General features: G+C 59.7%; 17 protein-coding genes and 1 pseudogene. 4 read left to right on the forward strand and 14 right to left on the reverse strand.

Annotation, left to right across the window (positions count from 1 at the left end; all coding sequences use genetic code 11):
* Window positions 1-43: 43 nt before the first annotated feature.
* Together FJ954_RS10600 and FJ954_RS10605 are read left to right on the forward strand one after the other, a co-directional pair.
* The gene (locus tag FJ954_RS10600) at window positions 44-430 is read left to right on the forward strand and encodes a helix-turn-helix transcriptional regulator (RefSeq protein ID WP_140661292.1); all 387 of its coding nucleotides are present in this window, start codon (window positions 44-46) and stop codon (window positions 428-430) included.
* A gap of 268 nt (window positions 431-698) precedes the next feature.
* Window positions 699-2,207 (forward strand): protein adenylyltransferase SelO, encoded by a 1,509-nt coding sequence (locus tag FJ954_RS10605; RefSeq protein ID WP_246681047.1) that lies wholly within the window; start codon window positions 699-701, stop codon window positions 2,205-2,207.
* A gap of 75 nt (window positions 2,208-2,282) precedes the next feature.
* Here FJ954_RS10605 and FJ954_RS10610 read toward each other — a convergent pair whose 3' ends face one another.
* From FJ954_RS10610 to FJ954_RS10650, 9 genes and pseudogenes are all read right to left on the reverse strand, one after another.
* A complete protein-coding gene (locus FJ954_RS10610; protein WP_140620524.1) occupies window positions 2,283-2,609 on the reverse strand; it encodes a SemiSWEET transporter in 327 nt (108 codons plus the stop codon).
* Between the two features lie 711 nt (window positions 2,610-3,320).
* Entirely contained in the window at window positions 3,321-3,680 is a 360-nt protein-coding gene (gene folB, locus FJ954_RS10620; RefSeq protein WP_023773903.1) for a dihydroneopterin aldolase, read from the reverse strand.
* A gap of 3 nt (window positions 3,681-3,683) precedes the next feature.
* A pseudogene (folP, locus tag FJ954_RS10625) lies at window positions 3,684-4,207 on the reverse strand (dihydropteroate synthase); the annotation flags it as partial.
* A 195-nt stretch (window positions 4,208-4,402) separates the two neighbouring features.
* Window positions 4,403-4,696, reverse strand: a complete 294-nt coding sequence (locus tag FJ954_RS10630; RefSeq protein WP_140661293.1) for a hypothetical protein — start codon at window positions 4,694-4,696, stop codon at window positions 4,403-4,405.
* A gap of 239 nt (window positions 4,697-4,935) precedes the next feature.
* Window positions 4,936-5,445, reverse strand: a complete 510-nt coding sequence (locus FJ954_RS10635; RefSeq protein ID WP_140661294.1) for an EF-hand domain-containing protein — start codon at window positions 5,443-5,445, stop codon at window positions 4,936-4,938.
* 376 nt (window positions 5,446-5,821) lie between these two features.
* On the reverse strand, window positions 5,822-6,010 hold the full coding sequence (locus tag FJ954_RS31955; protein ID WP_246681058.1) for a DUF4112 domain-containing protein: 189 nt from the start codon (window positions 6,008-6,010) through the stop codon (window positions 5,822-5,824).
* Window positions 6,011-6,024: 14 nt separating this feature from the next.
* Entirely contained in the window at window positions 6,025-6,270 is a 246-nt protein-coding gene (locus FJ954_RS32350) for a DUF4112 domain-containing protein (protein ID WP_348641126.1), read from the reverse strand.
* On the reverse strand, window positions 6,267-6,749 hold the full coding sequence (locus tag FJ954_RS10645; protein WP_140661295.1) for a YidB family protein: 483 nt from the start codon (window positions 6,747-6,749) through the stop codon (window positions 6,267-6,269). Before FJ954_RS10645 ends, FJ954_RS32350 begins: the two co-directional genes overlap by 4 nt.
* A gap of 157 nt (window positions 6,750-6,906) precedes the next feature.
* On the reverse strand, window positions 6,907-7,116 hold the full coding sequence (locus tag FJ954_RS10650; RefSeq protein ID WP_140619266.1) for a DUF3072 domain-containing protein: 210 nt from the start codon (window positions 7,114-7,116) through the stop codon (window positions 6,907-6,909).
* 182 nt (window positions 7,117-7,298) lie between these two features.
* Between FJ954_RS10650 and FJ954_RS10655 the strand changes: the two genes are divergently transcribed.
* Together FJ954_RS10655 and FJ954_RS10660 are read left to right on the forward strand one after the other, a co-directional pair.
* A complete protein-coding gene (locus tag FJ954_RS10655; RefSeq protein ID WP_246681048.1) occupies window positions 7,299-7,580 on the forward strand; it encodes a DUF1127 domain-containing protein in 282 nt (93 codons plus the stop codon).
* 250 nt (window positions 7,581-7,830) lie between these two features.
* Window positions 7,831-9,072, forward strand: coding sequence for a GMC family oxidoreductase N-terminal domain-containing protein (locus tag FJ954_RS10660; RefSeq protein WP_348641127.1), 1,242 nt, complete (start codon window positions 7,831-7,833; stop codon window positions 9,070-9,072).
* A gap of 199 nt (window positions 9,073-9,271) precedes the next feature.
* Here FJ954_RS10660 and FJ954_RS10665 read toward each other — a convergent pair whose 3' ends face one another.
* The 5 genes from FJ954_RS10665 to FJ954_RS10690 form a co-directional block, all read right to left on the reverse strand.
* Window positions 9,272-10,054: an alpha/beta hydrolase gene (locus FJ954_RS10665; protein ID WP_140619319.1), complete on the reverse strand. Its 783-nt coding sequence runs from the start codon at window positions 10,052-10,054 to the stop codon at window positions 9,272-9,274.
* Between the two features lie 373 nt (window positions 10,055-10,427).
* A complete protein-coding gene (gene betI / locus FJ954_RS10675) occupies window positions 10,428-11,051 on the reverse strand; it encodes a transcriptional regulator BetI (RefSeq protein WP_181177797.1) in 624 nt (207 codons plus the stop codon).
* Window positions 11,036-11,962, reverse strand: a complete 927-nt coding sequence (locus FJ954_RS10680) for a radical SAM protein (RefSeq protein WP_181177798.1) — start codon at window positions 11,960-11,962, stop codon at window positions 11,036-11,038. The genes betI and FJ954_RS10680 overlap by 16 nt, the downstream gene beginning before the upstream one ends.
* Before the next feature lie 105 nt (window positions 11,963-12,067).
* Window positions 12,068-12,964 (reverse strand): hypothetical protein, encoded by an 897-nt coding sequence (locus FJ954_RS31960; RefSeq protein WP_246681049.1) that lies wholly within the window; start codon window positions 12,962-12,964, stop codon window positions 12,068-12,070.
* Window positions 12,965-13,872: 908 nt separating this feature from the next.
* Window positions 13,873-14,703 carry a thermonuclease family protein gene (locus tag FJ954_RS10690; protein WP_140661298.1) on the reverse strand — a complete coding sequence of 277 codons (831 nt, stop codon included), beginning with the start codon at window positions 14,701-14,703 and terminating at the stop codon, window positions 13,873-13,875.
* Window positions 14,704-14,787 lie beyond the last annotated feature (84 nt).

Raw genomic sequence — 14,787 nt, forward strand, 5'->3', positions numbered from 1 at the left:
TTAGAACTGGTTAGGAACCGGCAGACCTGGCTCGCGCAGATATATGGGCGGCCGTGATGTCGCCGTCGTCGCGGTTGGCCGCGCTGAGACGCATCCTGGGGAGCAGCCTGGGGCCGTCCGATGCATCAAATGGGCTCGGGCTCGATGGCGAGAAGAGAGTTCGGTGACTGATCTGACGCCGGAGCAATCGCGGATAGCGCGAGGTCTGCTGAATTGGCCGCAGGTGCGGCTCGCCGTGAAGTCAGGCCTCAGCGAAGGTGCGATACGAGATTTCGAAAGCGGTCGGCGAGTGCCTGGCCCGCGTAAACTTTCAGCGATTCGAAATGCATTTGAAGCGGGCGGCATTCGGTTCTCCACAGATGGCCCGATCAAAGCACAAGGTGAAGCAGGAGCACTGGAGCAGTGCCCTGCGACCCGAGAAGGCGGTTAGGGAAATGCAGGCCGCCCCTTTGAAACCCAAGCAGGCCAAATGCTGTAGCCGCGCGTGCGGTAGCACAGGGCAGGAACGACGCCTTAGCCAGCCATGCGCGCTGCAGGCGTTTGGAGCGGGGGTGCGGCGGCAGCACCGGAGCAGAAGTTCGGGAAAGCCAACAAAGCCGCGGGATGAACCGGGAGCGAGCCGGCGGCCGCGGGTTGACATCGGCATCGACGCAGTGATCGACATGGTTCCGACCTCTGCCACAGCGAAGGAGAACCTCATGCCTTCATCCACAGCCGGATCAGCCATGCGGAGCCCGATCTGGCCCTTTCAGCAGAGCTATGCCCAGTTACCGGATCATTTCTTCGCGCGTGCCCCTCTCCACCCGGTTTCAAACCCCAGGCTAATCCGGCTGAACGAGCCCCTAGCTCTGGAGTTAAGGCTTGATCCCGATCACCTCGGGAGCCCTGCTGGGATCGCCGTGCTTGCCGGGAACAATTTTCCAGATGGACTGCACCCTATAGCTTTAGCCTACGCTGGCCACCAATTCGGCAACTTCGTCCCCCAACTGGGCGACGGACGCGCAGCACTGCTGGGCGAGGTCGTCGATATGCACGGCGTGCGTCGGGATATCCAGCTGAAGGGTTCAGGACCGACCCGATTTTCGCGCAACGGCGATGGCCGTGCTGCGCTTGGTCCGGTGCTTCGTGAATACGTGGTCAGCGAAGCAATGGCTGCGCTTGGCATACCGACCACCCGAAGTCTTGCGGCGGTGCTTACCGGGGACCCAGTCTACCGCGAGCGTCAGCTGCCAGGGGCTGTGCTGACCAGGGTGGCGGCGAGTCATATCCGTATCGGCACTTTCCAATACTTTGCCGCCCGCAATGATGTAGAAGCGCTGAAGCTTCTTTGCGACTATGCCATCCAGCGTCATTTTCCCGAGGCGGCCAGGAAACCGAGACCTTACCTGGCTCTGCTCGAGGCTGTGATCGCGGCGCAAGCGGAACTGGTGGCGCGGTGGATGTTGCTCGGCTTCATCCACGGCGTCATGAACACCGACAACATGTCGATATCCGGAGAGACGATTGACTATGGACCGTGCGCGTTCATGGATTCATACGATCCGCAAGCGGTGTTCAGCTCCATCGATCAATATGGCCGCTACGCCTACGGCAACCAACCTCGGGTGGCAGTCTGGAATCTGGCACGCTTCGCCGAGACCCTGCTGCCGCTCCTGAGCGAGCGCGAGGGTGAGTCAATCTCGCAGGCCGAGCAGGCACTAGGGGAATTTCACGCTCGCTACGAAGCTATTTTACATCGCGGGTTCAGGACAAAGCTTGGGCTGCTGAATGAAGCTGACGGTGACTTGGACCTTGCCAACGATCTGTTGGATGTGATGGCGCGTGGGCGAGCGGATTTCACGCTCACCTTCCGCTTGCTGGGAGATGACCTCGACATCCCTGGCGCCCAAGCTACCGCGAGGCGGCTGTTTGAGGATCCCGGCCCCTTCGATGCCTGGTCGATGCGCTGGCGAAATCGCTCGGCGCGGGACGGCGGCGCCACCTCGACGCGCAAAGCCGCGATGCACGGCAGCAATCCCAAGTTCATTCCTCGCAACCATCGCGTAGAGACAATGATCAAGGCTGCGGTGGAGGACGATGACTTCCGAATCTTCGAGCAATTGTTGGCAGTCGTGTCACGGCCGTTCGAGGAACAGCCCACGCTGTCCTATTATGCGAAACCACCCAAGCCGCACGAGCGCGTTCTGCAGACCTTCTGTGGCACGTGACATCCCCGCCATGCCGCGAGACGCCACCGACGCGGGCGAACTCTGTAGGGCCGGGTCAAGCTAACGAGACAGGCCTCAGGACGCGGGCGGGCGAGGCCTCTCGGAGCCAGGCGAAGGATCGATTGCGTCCGCCACCATCTCCCTCTTGGAACTGGGAAGGACCCTCATCAGCAGGATAAAAGTGGCGAGCACGAGGCAGACAGCGTTGGTGACTATGATGGGCCATTCGCCTTTAATGATGCCGAAAGTCAGCCACAGCACGAAGCCCAGCACAGTGATGGCATACATCCACGCGGATATGCCAGCCGTGTCCCGGGTCTTGATGATCTTCCAGGCTTGCGGGGCAAAACTGGTCATTGAGCACAGCGCTGCCAGCGAACCGATGAGCGTGACCTTTTCCACGCAACCAACCTCCGACTATCGGCTTCATTCGCACGCCCGAAAGGCCCGCTTGTTCGACCTCGGCGATACCGGCAAAGTCTTTGGGTACCGAGGGCACAGTGCTTCCCCGGTTGGAAGCCGCCCAGCGAGAGCCAATCACAGCACTGGCCGAGATGGCCAGGGACGCCCTGCCGCATGGGGATGTTCCCACACAATCTGTCAGCAGATCAGAGCGGCTTCTGAGGGTGGTGATCAGGTTCGAAGCTCAGCCGCTTTGAGCCGCGACAGCAAGTCGCGGGACGCTTGGATAAGGCGCCGTGTCTCCTCAATGGTACGAAGCAAGTCTTCAGCGCTCGCCCGCGCCCGACGGCTACCGAGGTGAGCTGCTTCCAAATAGATCTTGCGTGCTTGCCGGGGATCACTCATCGCTCGACTTTATAAGTTGGAAGCAAGCGGAAGAAACTAACGTGTGTTAAGGCAAGCGGATCTTTGTGATACCCCACCAAGTAGCAGTGCGTCTGGGCAACAACGAGCCCTGACACGTCGTCCGTCTCGCCGGCGGCTGACCGGTGACGCTGGGCGGCAGAAGGTGCGGTGCGTTGACGAAGCCAGGGTTGAGGCAGTTCGAACCCTGTCCAGAGGGATCTTCCAACATGCAAATTTACAGGAAATGAGCTTGAGGGCGACGCCGCCGGATCGCCCAGATTGCCGCCGAGGCTCAGATAGACGGTGTTATTCGGGCCAGACAACGGTCACCTCGACGTAATCGAGCACGCCAGGCACCGGCGCATTGGGCTTGCGAACGGTGACCTCGGCTTTCCGGATCTGGGGAAAGCGCCCGGTGAGAGCCTTCGCGACTTCCAGGGCCAGCGCCTCGATCAGGAAGCGCCGGTGTCCGGTGATGATCTCCTCGATGACGGTGAAGGCGACGCCGTAGTTGACGGTTTCCCCGATGGCGTCATCGACGAGCGCGCGTCCCGGCTCGACGGTGAGCGAGGCATCGACATAGAAGCGCTGCCCCAGCGCTTCTTCCTCGTCCAGCACGCCATGCCGGGCAAAGAAGGCGCAATTCTTCATGCGGATGACATACATGGCTCAGCGTTCCGATCCGGTTTCCCGCGCCAGCATAGCATCCGCCACCGCCAGCGCGTCCACGTTGATTGCGACATCATGGACGCGAAACAGATGCGCGCCCTTGAGCCGGAGAATGACGCTGGTCGCCGCCGTGCCGGCCGCCCGGTCGGCGGCGTCGCGGCCGGTGACGGTGCCGATGAAACGCTTTCGCGACGTACCGGCCATCAGCGGGAAGCCGAGCGCGCCAAGCTCGGCAAACCGTGCCATCAGATCGAGGTTTTCCTCCGCCGTCTCCTTGGCGAAGCCGAAGCCGGGGTCGAGCACGATATGGCCGTCGGCAACACCTTGCCGCGCCCGATCTCAAGCGATTTTCCCAAGAACGCCAGCTGGTCGGCGATCACATCGGGCAGCTTGTCGCGATCCCGTCCGGTATGCATGATGACGAGCCCGGCGCCGGTTTCGGCCGCCACCCGCGCAATGTCGGGCTCGCGCTGCAGACCCCAGACGTCGTTGACGATATGCGCACCGCTCGCATGAGCTAGGCGTTTATCTTGTCAAAGTGGCCGTCAGGAAGTGCAGACCGTCAGCTAGCCATCGTCCTTTGAGGACAGCCGAGCCACCGTTGACTGAGTTTGAATCAGCGGTTTGGCGCACTGAGTCCGAAGCTGCCTTGCAGTATACCTCAGACGTGAAGCGGCATGCACTCGGTCATCGTCTGGGCCACACCATTGCCGCAGGCGCTAGACCAAAGCCATCGGCAGATACCGAATCACAACCTGCTTTTGGCGGAACCGCCGCTCCAATTCCGAACGCCGCCTTTGCCAATCGGGCAGATCGACTTCGTGAGTCATAACCTCGAAGATGACGATCTCGTCTGCTCCCTGCCTCCACACACCTTCCGCAGGCGCGCGCAAATACGCGGTGACACCGTCGAAGCGGAGCGCGAGCTCCTCCTTCACACGGTCAAACTCTTGCTTGGCGAAGGGCTTTCCTGCGTTGTCGGCGCGAGGTAGCAGAATCTGGACCAGATGCATCTTTGCCCCTAAACCTCGCAATGCTTGCCTAGAGCCACTTCTTTGGAATGCTTGACCTATGGTCGTCGACGGGCACAGCCGTCCAGCCTCGTGCGAGCTCTGCGCAGGTCTTTACCCCGTTGATCCTACCGAGTATCGGCGGAGCATGAGACGGTGGGGAGCCAAATACCGTGCTCCGAGCCATCTCCTGTGGGCCCTAGCTTCAGACGTCGAGCAGGCCGAGGTACAACCTGTCGGTGCTAACGTCGGTCCTGGTCTCCTCCGGGACGGAAAAAGGATTGGAGTTCCTGCATGTCGACGCTTTCATCGCCGTCCTCGTCGACAGCGTTGAAAATTCGCCCAATGAAATCCTGAACCTCCGTCCGCGACAGTGTACCATCACCGTCGGTGTCCATGATGGCGAACGTGATCCTCATTTTGGCACCCTGCATCATATCGGCTCCCGCCCTGCGGCCGTGCTTCATACGTCCCGTATCACGATCGCTCATCTCGTCGTCCTGAAGCCTTGGGCCCCTGTGTCGCCAATCTGCCTCGGGGTCTCGATCCTTTGCTGTTTTTTCCTGCAGCATCTCATCCATCATCTCGCGCATCATTTGACGCATTGCTTGCTGGTTCTGTCCGGCTTCGTCCGCCGTCCGATCCTGGGCTGGTGATGCGGGCTTGGGAACATCCGCCGATTGCGCAAAGGCGGACGGGGCGAGCATAGCGAACGCGGCCGCCAATACTGTAGTCGTGAATGCTCGTGTCATTGGGTTTCTCCATTAACTGCCACGCCGACCACCCGGCGTGCTGTCCAAACCAGCAGGTCGGTTCATGGTTCCTAGGCATCGGGCGCAAAAGCGGCATAGCTCCGATCACCTCAGCAAAGCGCTGGCTGTCTTTGTCGGAATCGACCTTACCGATCACCTGATCGCTGCGCAGATTTGCCAGCGGCGCAACAAAGATCGGTCTTCACCGATTTTGCCGAACTCATTGAACCCACATCGACAAAGGTGGCGCAGATTCCGCAGCCAGTTCCGAGAGTGCGGCTGGATGAAACATTCCAAGTTGGCGGCAACGGCATCGTCTCCGGCCAACACCGGCCGCTTCCCGGTCGCGAACGCCGCATGGGTGATGCCCTGCGAACTACCGTTCAGCAACCTGACGGCTTAGATGGCCACGAAGCAGGCGGATGTTGCGGTTGTTCGACTTGTAGTAAACATCGAAGACCGATCCGAGGACGGGCACGCTTCCCAAGACGGTATCAAACAGCACATTGGCCAACATCCGAGCAACCAACAGCTTCCCAGCGCCGCATTTGCGGGCTCGCAGCACAATGTAAGCCGAGATCAACCGGTTGCTGTATCTCCCAGCACAGGCACCAGGCCTACCAGGGCATCCAGTCCGAACCGAATTGGCGTTCCCGGGATGCGCCAGCGCGAATCAAGCAGCACTGCCAAGAGGTCGAGCTCCGACATAGCCTTCGCAGTCTGGCGATCCACAATAGGCGTTTCGCTTGTCCCTACTTTCCGGCTGCCATTGCTCGCTCGATCCAATCTCCTCGGTTTCGCACCTCTCCAGTCCGCTTCCGTCATGTGGAATTAGCTTTGTATCGCCGGGAAGGCACGTCGTCGAGCAGGTTGGGCTGGTCTGGGACTTTTGTTCGGTGGTCTGCTGGGAGGGTGCCGTCCGGGGTCATCTGGTTAACCGCATCGGGCAAATCCCTGGTAATCCTTGCAATCAGCTCCTCGCGCGAGAGGCCGGTCTGGCGGGAAAGTGCTTCCAGTGTCTGAGCGTCAATCGCCGTTTCCACCTCGTGCGCCTCGATCGGCTGGTTCGGCCCAGTGCCAACCCAGGAGTCCACCTTCGACCCGGCACCTGCATTTCTAAAGCGGTCAAGAATATCGCCCAGCGCGGTGCCGGATAGGCCCTTCGACACCTGGTCCAGTATCCCGCCTTGCGGATTATTGCGATCGCGCTCTCCCGCTCCGCGGATCGCCTCCGCGATCTTGTCGCGGTTTTGATAAGCCAAAACCCCCAGCATAGCGATCGCAAGTCTTCCTAGATTGGCCACTCGTTCCTCCTGTGGTTTCGAACATGGAGAAGGTCTCGCCCTGCCAAAAGTTCCCGCAAATTGCCAGCAATATCAGGAACGGCTTGGCAATCGCGACCGCTCCATCGCGCGAGACGGAAGGTCAAGTTTGGTAACGATAGAGCGCCCGAGCCGGTGCTTAAAGTTTCAGCTTTGCCCTCAGTGCATCTATGCGCTTAGACGCCTCTGCCTTGCTGAGGTTGTCTGCAAAGCTTTCCTGATCCTCAGCCTGCTCACACAGGGTTTTCAGATAGGAGGCCTGGGACGGCGTCATCGGGTCGTCACCACTCACCCATTGGTCGGGATCTTTCTCGACGTTTGCATCGGTTTTTGCGCGCAAGTCTTCCATTGCAATCTCCTGTCGTAGCCTAGGGAATGCGTTTGATCCCTTTTTGTTCCAATCGTTTTCTCAAGGCTGGGGCTCGCTTAGGTTGGGCTGGGGCGTCAGGCACGGCGGCGCCAGCATGCGCAAGTGATATACCATCCGGCTGGCACATTGCCGCGCTCCCGGTCAGGGACCGTGGACGCCGAATGTTTGACGCAAGCGTCTCCTCGGAGACGCGTCACCCCCGCATTGGTTCAACAGGGCCGGATCCCAGCATCTCCTCTTGGGGCGCGGGTCTGCTGAAACCAGTCAGACAATTTGCGGCTTGGTTCAGGCATCGGCGTCAGATCCGGCGCGACATCATGAAACTGCTGCAATTGGACGACCGCCTGCTTGCGGACATCGGCCTAAGTCGCGGAGAGATCCTTTACGCGGCTGTTCAACACGGCCGTCTGCCGGAACAGCAGCCAGCGCACCTGGCGAAATAGTGCACGATCGGACGCCGATCTCGATCATTCGGAATCTCGGCCCTACCTGGAGGGCGGCGAAGCTCGTGCCGCCATTCTCAAAAATGTCCGCGCACACCCGCCCACACGGAGATCCAGCATGACGTCGGGAAGAACCACCGCAACATCCGAGCTCGATGTTCGTATCCACGCCAACCAGCGCCAACTCGCGGCCGATATCCGACCGTCCTACGATTTCATCGTTTGCGGATCAGGATCATCGGGATGGGTGGTGGCGCGCCGTCTCGCGGAGACCGGCGACGCCTCGGTGCTGTTGCTCGAGGCCGGCGGGACCGATGACGTGCAACGCGTCTGGGACCCGGGACAATGGCCGGCCAATTTCGGCACGAGACGTGATTGGGGATTTGAAGCCTTGCCCAATCCATTGCTCAACGGCCGTCGGCTGCCGCTCTCCATGGGCAAGGTGCTGGGCGGCGGCTCGAGCGTCAACGTCACCAATTGGGCGCGCGGGCACCGGAACGACTGGGACTATTTCGCCAAACAAGCCGGCGATCCGGGTTGGGGCTACGATGCCGTTCTCGGCATCTTTCGCGGCATCGAGGACTGGCAAGGGGTGCCGGACCCCTTGCGGCGGGGCAAGGGCGGTCTCGTCCATGTCGAGCCGGCGCGTGATCCGCATCCTGTGGCGCCGGCGGTAGTGGACGCCGCCAGAACCGTCGGCATTCCGACCTTCGACGACCACAACGGCCAAATGATGGAAGGCAACGGCGGTGCCGCCCTGTTCAATCTCCGCATCCGCGACGGCCGCCGCCAGTCGGTCTTTCGCACCTATATCTACCCCTATATGGACCGGCAGAACCTCACCGTGCTCACCGGCGCCTTGGTGACGCGCGTCCTCCTGGAGGGTAAAAGCGCCGTCGGGGTGGCGTTTGTCCACGAGGGCGTTATCCATCGGACCTTGGCACGCTGCGAGACAGTTCTTTCGCTCGGTGCCATCAACACGCCCAAGGTGCTGATGCAATCGGGTATCGGCGATGAGCGCGACCTGACCGCGGCCGGCATCGAGGTGGTGCAGCATCTCCCGGGCGTTGGGCGCAATTTTCAGGACCACATCGCGGTTCCCTGCGTTTTTGAATATCGGACGCCGCTCCCGCTTCGCAACAGCGGCGGAGAAGCGACCTTCTTCTGGAAGAGCGATCCGTCGCTCGCCACCCCGGATTTGCAGGGGATCGCAGCGCCACAATTGGATTTCGAGGCGTGGAGAGATACCGCCGCCTCCTGGCTCGTGGACGCTGCTGGCCAGCCTTGCACGCCCTGGCAGCCGCGGGAGATTGCGGATCACGGGGCCAAAGCCGTCAGACCATATCGAGATCGCAGCCGACACGCTCCGAACGATGTGCGGGCGCTACAATCCGGAAGGCTCCGGACCCAACGCCTTTGCCGGTTGGGCTCGTGGGAGAGTTTCCGTTTTCGACTCCGGAAGTCGCCCATTTCGCTACCATCGTCGCTTTGAAACATCATTGGCTCCATTTTTGTGGCTTCTCTGGCAACAAACGACTGGCCGTCGTCTTTCTAAGGTGTGAACCGGCCAATCGCAGGGACGTGATGAATCGCGTCTCGGCGTTAGCGAACAGGTCCCGCCAGTTCGCTTGACTGACTGGGACGCACCGCGGAGGCGGCGGCTTGCGCGCCGCCCTCAATCCGAAGCCGCGTCAGGCGCTTTGCCGCCCCGCAGCTTCCAGGATGAGCTGGGCAATCTCGTGCGGATGAGAAATCAGCGACAAGTGGCTTGCCTTCACTTCGATGGTCTTTGCGTTCATGCGCTTGGCCATGAAGCGCTCGAGATCCGGGTTGATCGTGCGATCCTGGGCCGAGACGGCGTACCAGCTCGGCTTCGAGCGCCAGGCCGCCTGTGTCGTCTTTCCGGTGAAAAGCTTGTCTGAAATCGGTGCTTGGGCGGCATAAAGAATGCGCGCCTTCTCGCGAGGAATACCGCCGGCGAAATCCCGCAGGAAAGCCTCCTCGTTGAGCTTGCCATAGCCTCCGGACCAGACGAGGCCGGCAGAGGCCGGCGGCGCCGCGAAAGTCTTGGCGAGTGCGGTATAGTCTTCGCCGGCGTCGGGTGCACGCGCCGCGACGTAGACGAGTGAAGCGATCTTCGGATCCACCCCTGCCTCGGTGACGATCATGCCGGCAAAGGAATGTGCGACAAGCACGGTTGGTCCGTCCTGAAGCGCGATCGCGCGCCGCGTTGCCTCGACACCGGCCTCCAGAGTGGTCAGCGGATGTTGGACGGCGGTTGCGTTGAGGCCGGCCTTCTGAAGAATGCCAATTACCTCCGACCAGCACGAGCCATCGGCATACGCGCCATGCACCAGGACGACATTGCGAATTTTGGAGCCTGTCTGCGCTCGGGCCTTCTCGGCGCCGGCCAGCAGGGTTGTTGCCATTCCAGCGGCAAGCGCGGTCGAGAAAGTACGCCTGTTGATCATGATTGTGGGTTCCTTGGGAGGACAGCTGAGTTGAATCCAACTCGCATCGAAACTTCGAGCGAGGCGAGCCGCAAACGCTTGCCGCTCATACCCAACCTTCGCAGCCCGCCCAGTGTTCGTTACAGTCGTCACCGCTTCGTGATGACATCATCTCCTGGACTTAAGCCAGCAAAGGTGCCACGAAACTTTCGATGACGGCCGGTGGCGAAGTCGCCAAGGAATATGGCTATGTCGTTCTGATGGCATGCCTACTTGGGCTTGTCTCTGGGCACCCATTTGAAGTGATCGCCATCTTTCTCGATGGACCCGATGCCTGGAGACGGGAAGTGCGGCGCAAAGATTTATCCCCGCTTGGACGACCTTGACCGAAACTAGTTCAACCTTCGGCACTGGTGAGCCATTCCAGCGCCTCGCCGGTCAAAGTGCCTTTGATATGCGCCACGATTATCTCGATGGCCTGATCGCGGGAAACGTCGTCACCCGCAGCCTTGCGGAGCCACATGCCGTCAATCAGCGCACCGACCGCCAACGAAGCTGCGCGCAGGCTCGTGGGATCAAGCACACCCGCGAACGCCGAACTCGGGTTTGACTTCAGGCGCCGATAGAAGATCGCCTGCAAAAGCGCGAATTGAGAACTGCTGGCAGCCGCCGCGCAGACGGACAGCCAAGCCTTCGCCACGTTCGGTTCGAATGCATTCTCGGGGAAGTTTCCCTCGACCACGGCGATGAACCGCTGCCAGGGTGTCTTCGCTGCCCTCAATTTCGCGACGACGTCCTCCATCAGGATCCGATTGTTGTGCCGCACTATCCCGAAGAGAACCTCGTCCTTGCCTTTGAAATAATAAGCCAGGATGCCCGGCGACATGCCGGCTTCACGGCATATGCGGGCCGAAGTCATACCTTGCAGCCCATGCACGAGGAACACACGGTGCGCGGCCGCGACCAGTTCGACACGCCGGATGTCCTCGATTTTCGTTCGCTTCCTCAAGCCCGTTTCCAATCCGAAATCGTGGATGGTGCGAATGCGCGATAGTCAGGAGGAACAGTGCACAGCGGGAAATTGTAGAGCTTGGTGTCGATGCCACGGCTGATCGATAAATCCAGCGCCTTGCTCACCAAGTCGAAGCCCAAGGAACTATCGAAAAACAGAGAATCCCAGTCCTTGCGAGCATAGCCGATATTTTCGAGCTGCATGATTGCCCACGTGTCGATGAATGGCAGGGCAACCGTCACGAACCTGGCTAGGTCCAGCAGCCCGGGTGCGTTGGGCTTCATAAGTACGGTTCGCAACTCGATTTTTGCCCCAGCCTCGCAAAGGATAGAAAGGTTGTTCCTTACCTGATTGAAGGCTCCTGGCTTTCCGACGACATGATCGTGGGTCGCGCTGTCGCTCGAGTAGACGGGAACCCCCCAAAGGATTCGGCTTAAATCCAAATCACGGAGCCTAGCGAGATCATCGCGTTCAAAATGCTGCGCGTTGGTCAGGATGTGAAAGTTGATGTCACGCCGCTGCTCCATCGTCTTTCGCAAGAAGTGGAATAGCTCCGATTTGAAAAGCGTCGGCTCTCCACCTGACAGGCCAATGATTGAATCCTCCGGCGTCAGAAGCACGGCCGTCTCGAAAAAAAGAAACATGTCGACGTGCTGCTTTTTCGGTGGCTGCGAGCACATCACGCACAGCTGGTCGCAGCGTTCGGTGCTCAAAAGTGTGTTGTGGCGAGAGTTCGCCCGGATTAGCCGATGTGCCGTTTTGCGGGATGGCACGACAAACACAACATCACCGTCCACCTCGGATGGATCGACCCCAAACAGGTGAAGGCTGCCTGCCGCCCCCGTAAAGAGCGCCTTTTCGCCGTCGGCGGTTTCCAATACTGCATCCAGACAACTGACGTTGCCCAGCGGCTCAGGCATTCCTTCGCACGACCGCAGCCGAACCACATATGGATCTACAACGTCAGTCTCGATCTTGAGCCGGAGCGGGATCATGTATGCACAGGGATCATGTATGCACAGGGATCATGTGATCCCCCCACGAGGGCACACGGGTCCATTTGGCGACCGATCGAAGCGCGGCTTCATCCCGCCGACTGATAACCTCCACAACCTTGTCGAAGAGGCGCAGATGTCGCTGGCAGAACCAGTATCGGTGCGAACGAGGTCAATTCGTCCGACCCTCGACAGATCGTCTACAACGTCTGTCCCGCAGAAGGGCTGATAGACGCAGTGGATGCAGTCCTGATCAAAGGTGTTGAGCGAGGCACTATTGAGCAACCGGATCTTTGCCTGGTCGATGCCGGCCGTCACCGTGCCGATCGACAGATCGACGTACCCTATACGCGAAAGCATCCTTGCCTCGTCTGTCGGGTAAAGCTGCCCGTCATGATCAATGACTATGTAGTCCGAAGCGAAGAAGTTGGGATTGCGAAGATCGACATGATCGTCAACCCCCGATCTGAGGAATCTCCTTAGGCAGTGGCTGAAAGAATATTCCTCGACGTAACGACCAGTGCGGTGGTTGCGATCAATCAGGTAGTCGATGAAGCTGGAATGAAGCGTATTCCACTTGGCTATCGAATGCGGATCGCTTCTTCGGCGGCGAGCAAATCCTTGGTGGTTTATCGGCCTGAGATAGATCGATTGCATCCCGTAGCGCTCGAAATTGCCGACTAGCTCCTCGAAATCCGGCGGCTCATCAACGTCGATCGTCGGAAGCGCGGATACCTTACCCGGTCCAAGACGACGCACGGCTTCGGCGAGGTTTTTGAAGAACGTGTCGGTTGTCGGATCATCGTGGGTGCGCTGGCGCTGATGGGTATCTCGATCTCCGTCGAGCGAGGTGCTGACGAAGGTATCGGCTTGCTCTGGGTAAGCCCATTCTCGATCGCCCAGGCGTTGCAGATTTGTGCAGACCACAAACTGGCTGCCCGGAAACGTCGCCCGGGTGAATGAGCGTATCTATTCAAGCAGATCAACACGCAGCAAAGGTTCGCCGCCTTGAAACTCGACCTTAATCCGTGGCCCTTTCATTTCTCCGATAAGCCGAGAGCCGCGTTCAGCGTCTCGTCCCTCCAGTCGAAACCTCGTGCTGTTTCCGGCGCTCGGGAAACCTGACAGTAGCCGCACGTCAAATTGCAGCGTAGCGTTGGCACGAGGATAACGTACGAAAGTTCCTGCTGCTCTTTGATTGGCGTCGAGCCCATCGAAAGGAAAATGCCGTCCAGTCGGGGTCGCCTTCCCGTTCGAAGGAATGGCCATTTTCACGGAGAAAAGTCTGATCGGCCGACGTTAGATTGTTGCCGACATACCGTTCGAGAAATGACTGATCGCTGAGGAAGAACCCGCCGGCATGGTCGGTTAAGAGAAATTCGCCGCCGCCACACTCGCGAAACTTGAGTGGCCATACGGTCATTTCGCAGTCACCGCTTCGATCAAGGCTTGCCGAAGTGGCAGTGTCTCAACGTAGATCTTCTCTCGGTAGACGGCATGGAGCACGCTTTTGCGCACGTCGTCCAAATCATTCGAAGAGATGCAAGCGACGTCGATCAGCCGATACGACAAAGCGAAGGGATGGATATTGAGCTTGGACACGAACTAATGCACCATCCACAAAACTGCGAAAGTTCTGCGGAATCTCAATTGTAAACTGCTCTGCGCCGTGCAGCCCCACTTGGCCGGAAATCTCCACCCAAGCCATTATACTTCAAATTCAGAGTTTGAATATCGAAGGATGGCTTTATTCAAAAAACATATGCCAGGGGAGGCCGTAGGCTCAACGATTCCCAAAAGTCTCGTGTGCTCTCGTCGGCGACCCTACACATATCTCAGCATAGGCTCTCGCACGGAATGCCATCCTTGTCGCGGTCGAGTTTCCCGCCCCAGGGGCAGTTGGCCAGATACCAGTTCGCCTCGTCGCAGGAGCTGATCTGCGGGCAGGTTCGGCGCGGCTGGCAGAAGTAGCTCTGCGCCACCTGAGGGCCGCCGATAATACCGAGCGGTTGGCTGCTAGATGGCTTAACGCCGTCTCTGTGCTCTGCCCGCCATTCCCAAGGCGCCTGAAATGCGCCAGCCCACAGACCGATCTTTGCCGCTTTGGCCTTCGCCTGTTGCCCTGCATAGGCCCCGTGACTATAGTTGGGCCAATCCAACGCCAAGCCATTCTCGACCAGCCAGCCGGCCACGCTCTTGCCGTCTGTACGGTAGCAGTCGCCTACATAGCGGCCGTAGCGGTCCCAAGAGACGAATGTGCAGTGCGTGGGCCTGGAGAGGGTCAGGAACGTAACGAGGGCAACGGCCGACTTGACGCCGCACTGATATCGAAAGCCCTTGGAGTCGTCACACTGCTGCGCGGTCTCGGGCGCGTCAATGCCGTTGAAGCGGATGCGCTGTCCGTGAATCTCGATCGTGTCGCCGTCGATCACCGAAGCAATCCCGGCGATCGGGTCCGGTGAACGTCCAATCCAGTGGGAAACATTCAGGTCGGGTGCGTCTTCACTGTGCTGCAGGACGAACTGCGTCACGTAGGCGGCAATCGCCGCTATCGTCACGAACACCAGCCGCTTCGGAATGCTCGCCAGCAGACGTGCACGTCGTCGTTGTGCGCCTCTGCGTTTGCGCCATTGGTCGGACCGATTGTCGTATCGGGATTTGTCCACGCCCTCACTCCCCAAGAGGAATAGGCGACGCCGCCCGCACAAGCCAACAGAGGCCGCGCCGGCGCCCTAGGGTGTGGTCGCCTA

Origin of the sequence: Mesorhizobium sp. B2-3-15 (assembly GCF_006442875.1) — a bacterium.
In the GTDB taxonomy this organism is placed as follows: domain Bacteria; phylum Pseudomonadota; class Alphaproteobacteria; order Rhizobiales; family Rhizobiaceae; genus Mesorhizobium; species Mesorhizobium australicum.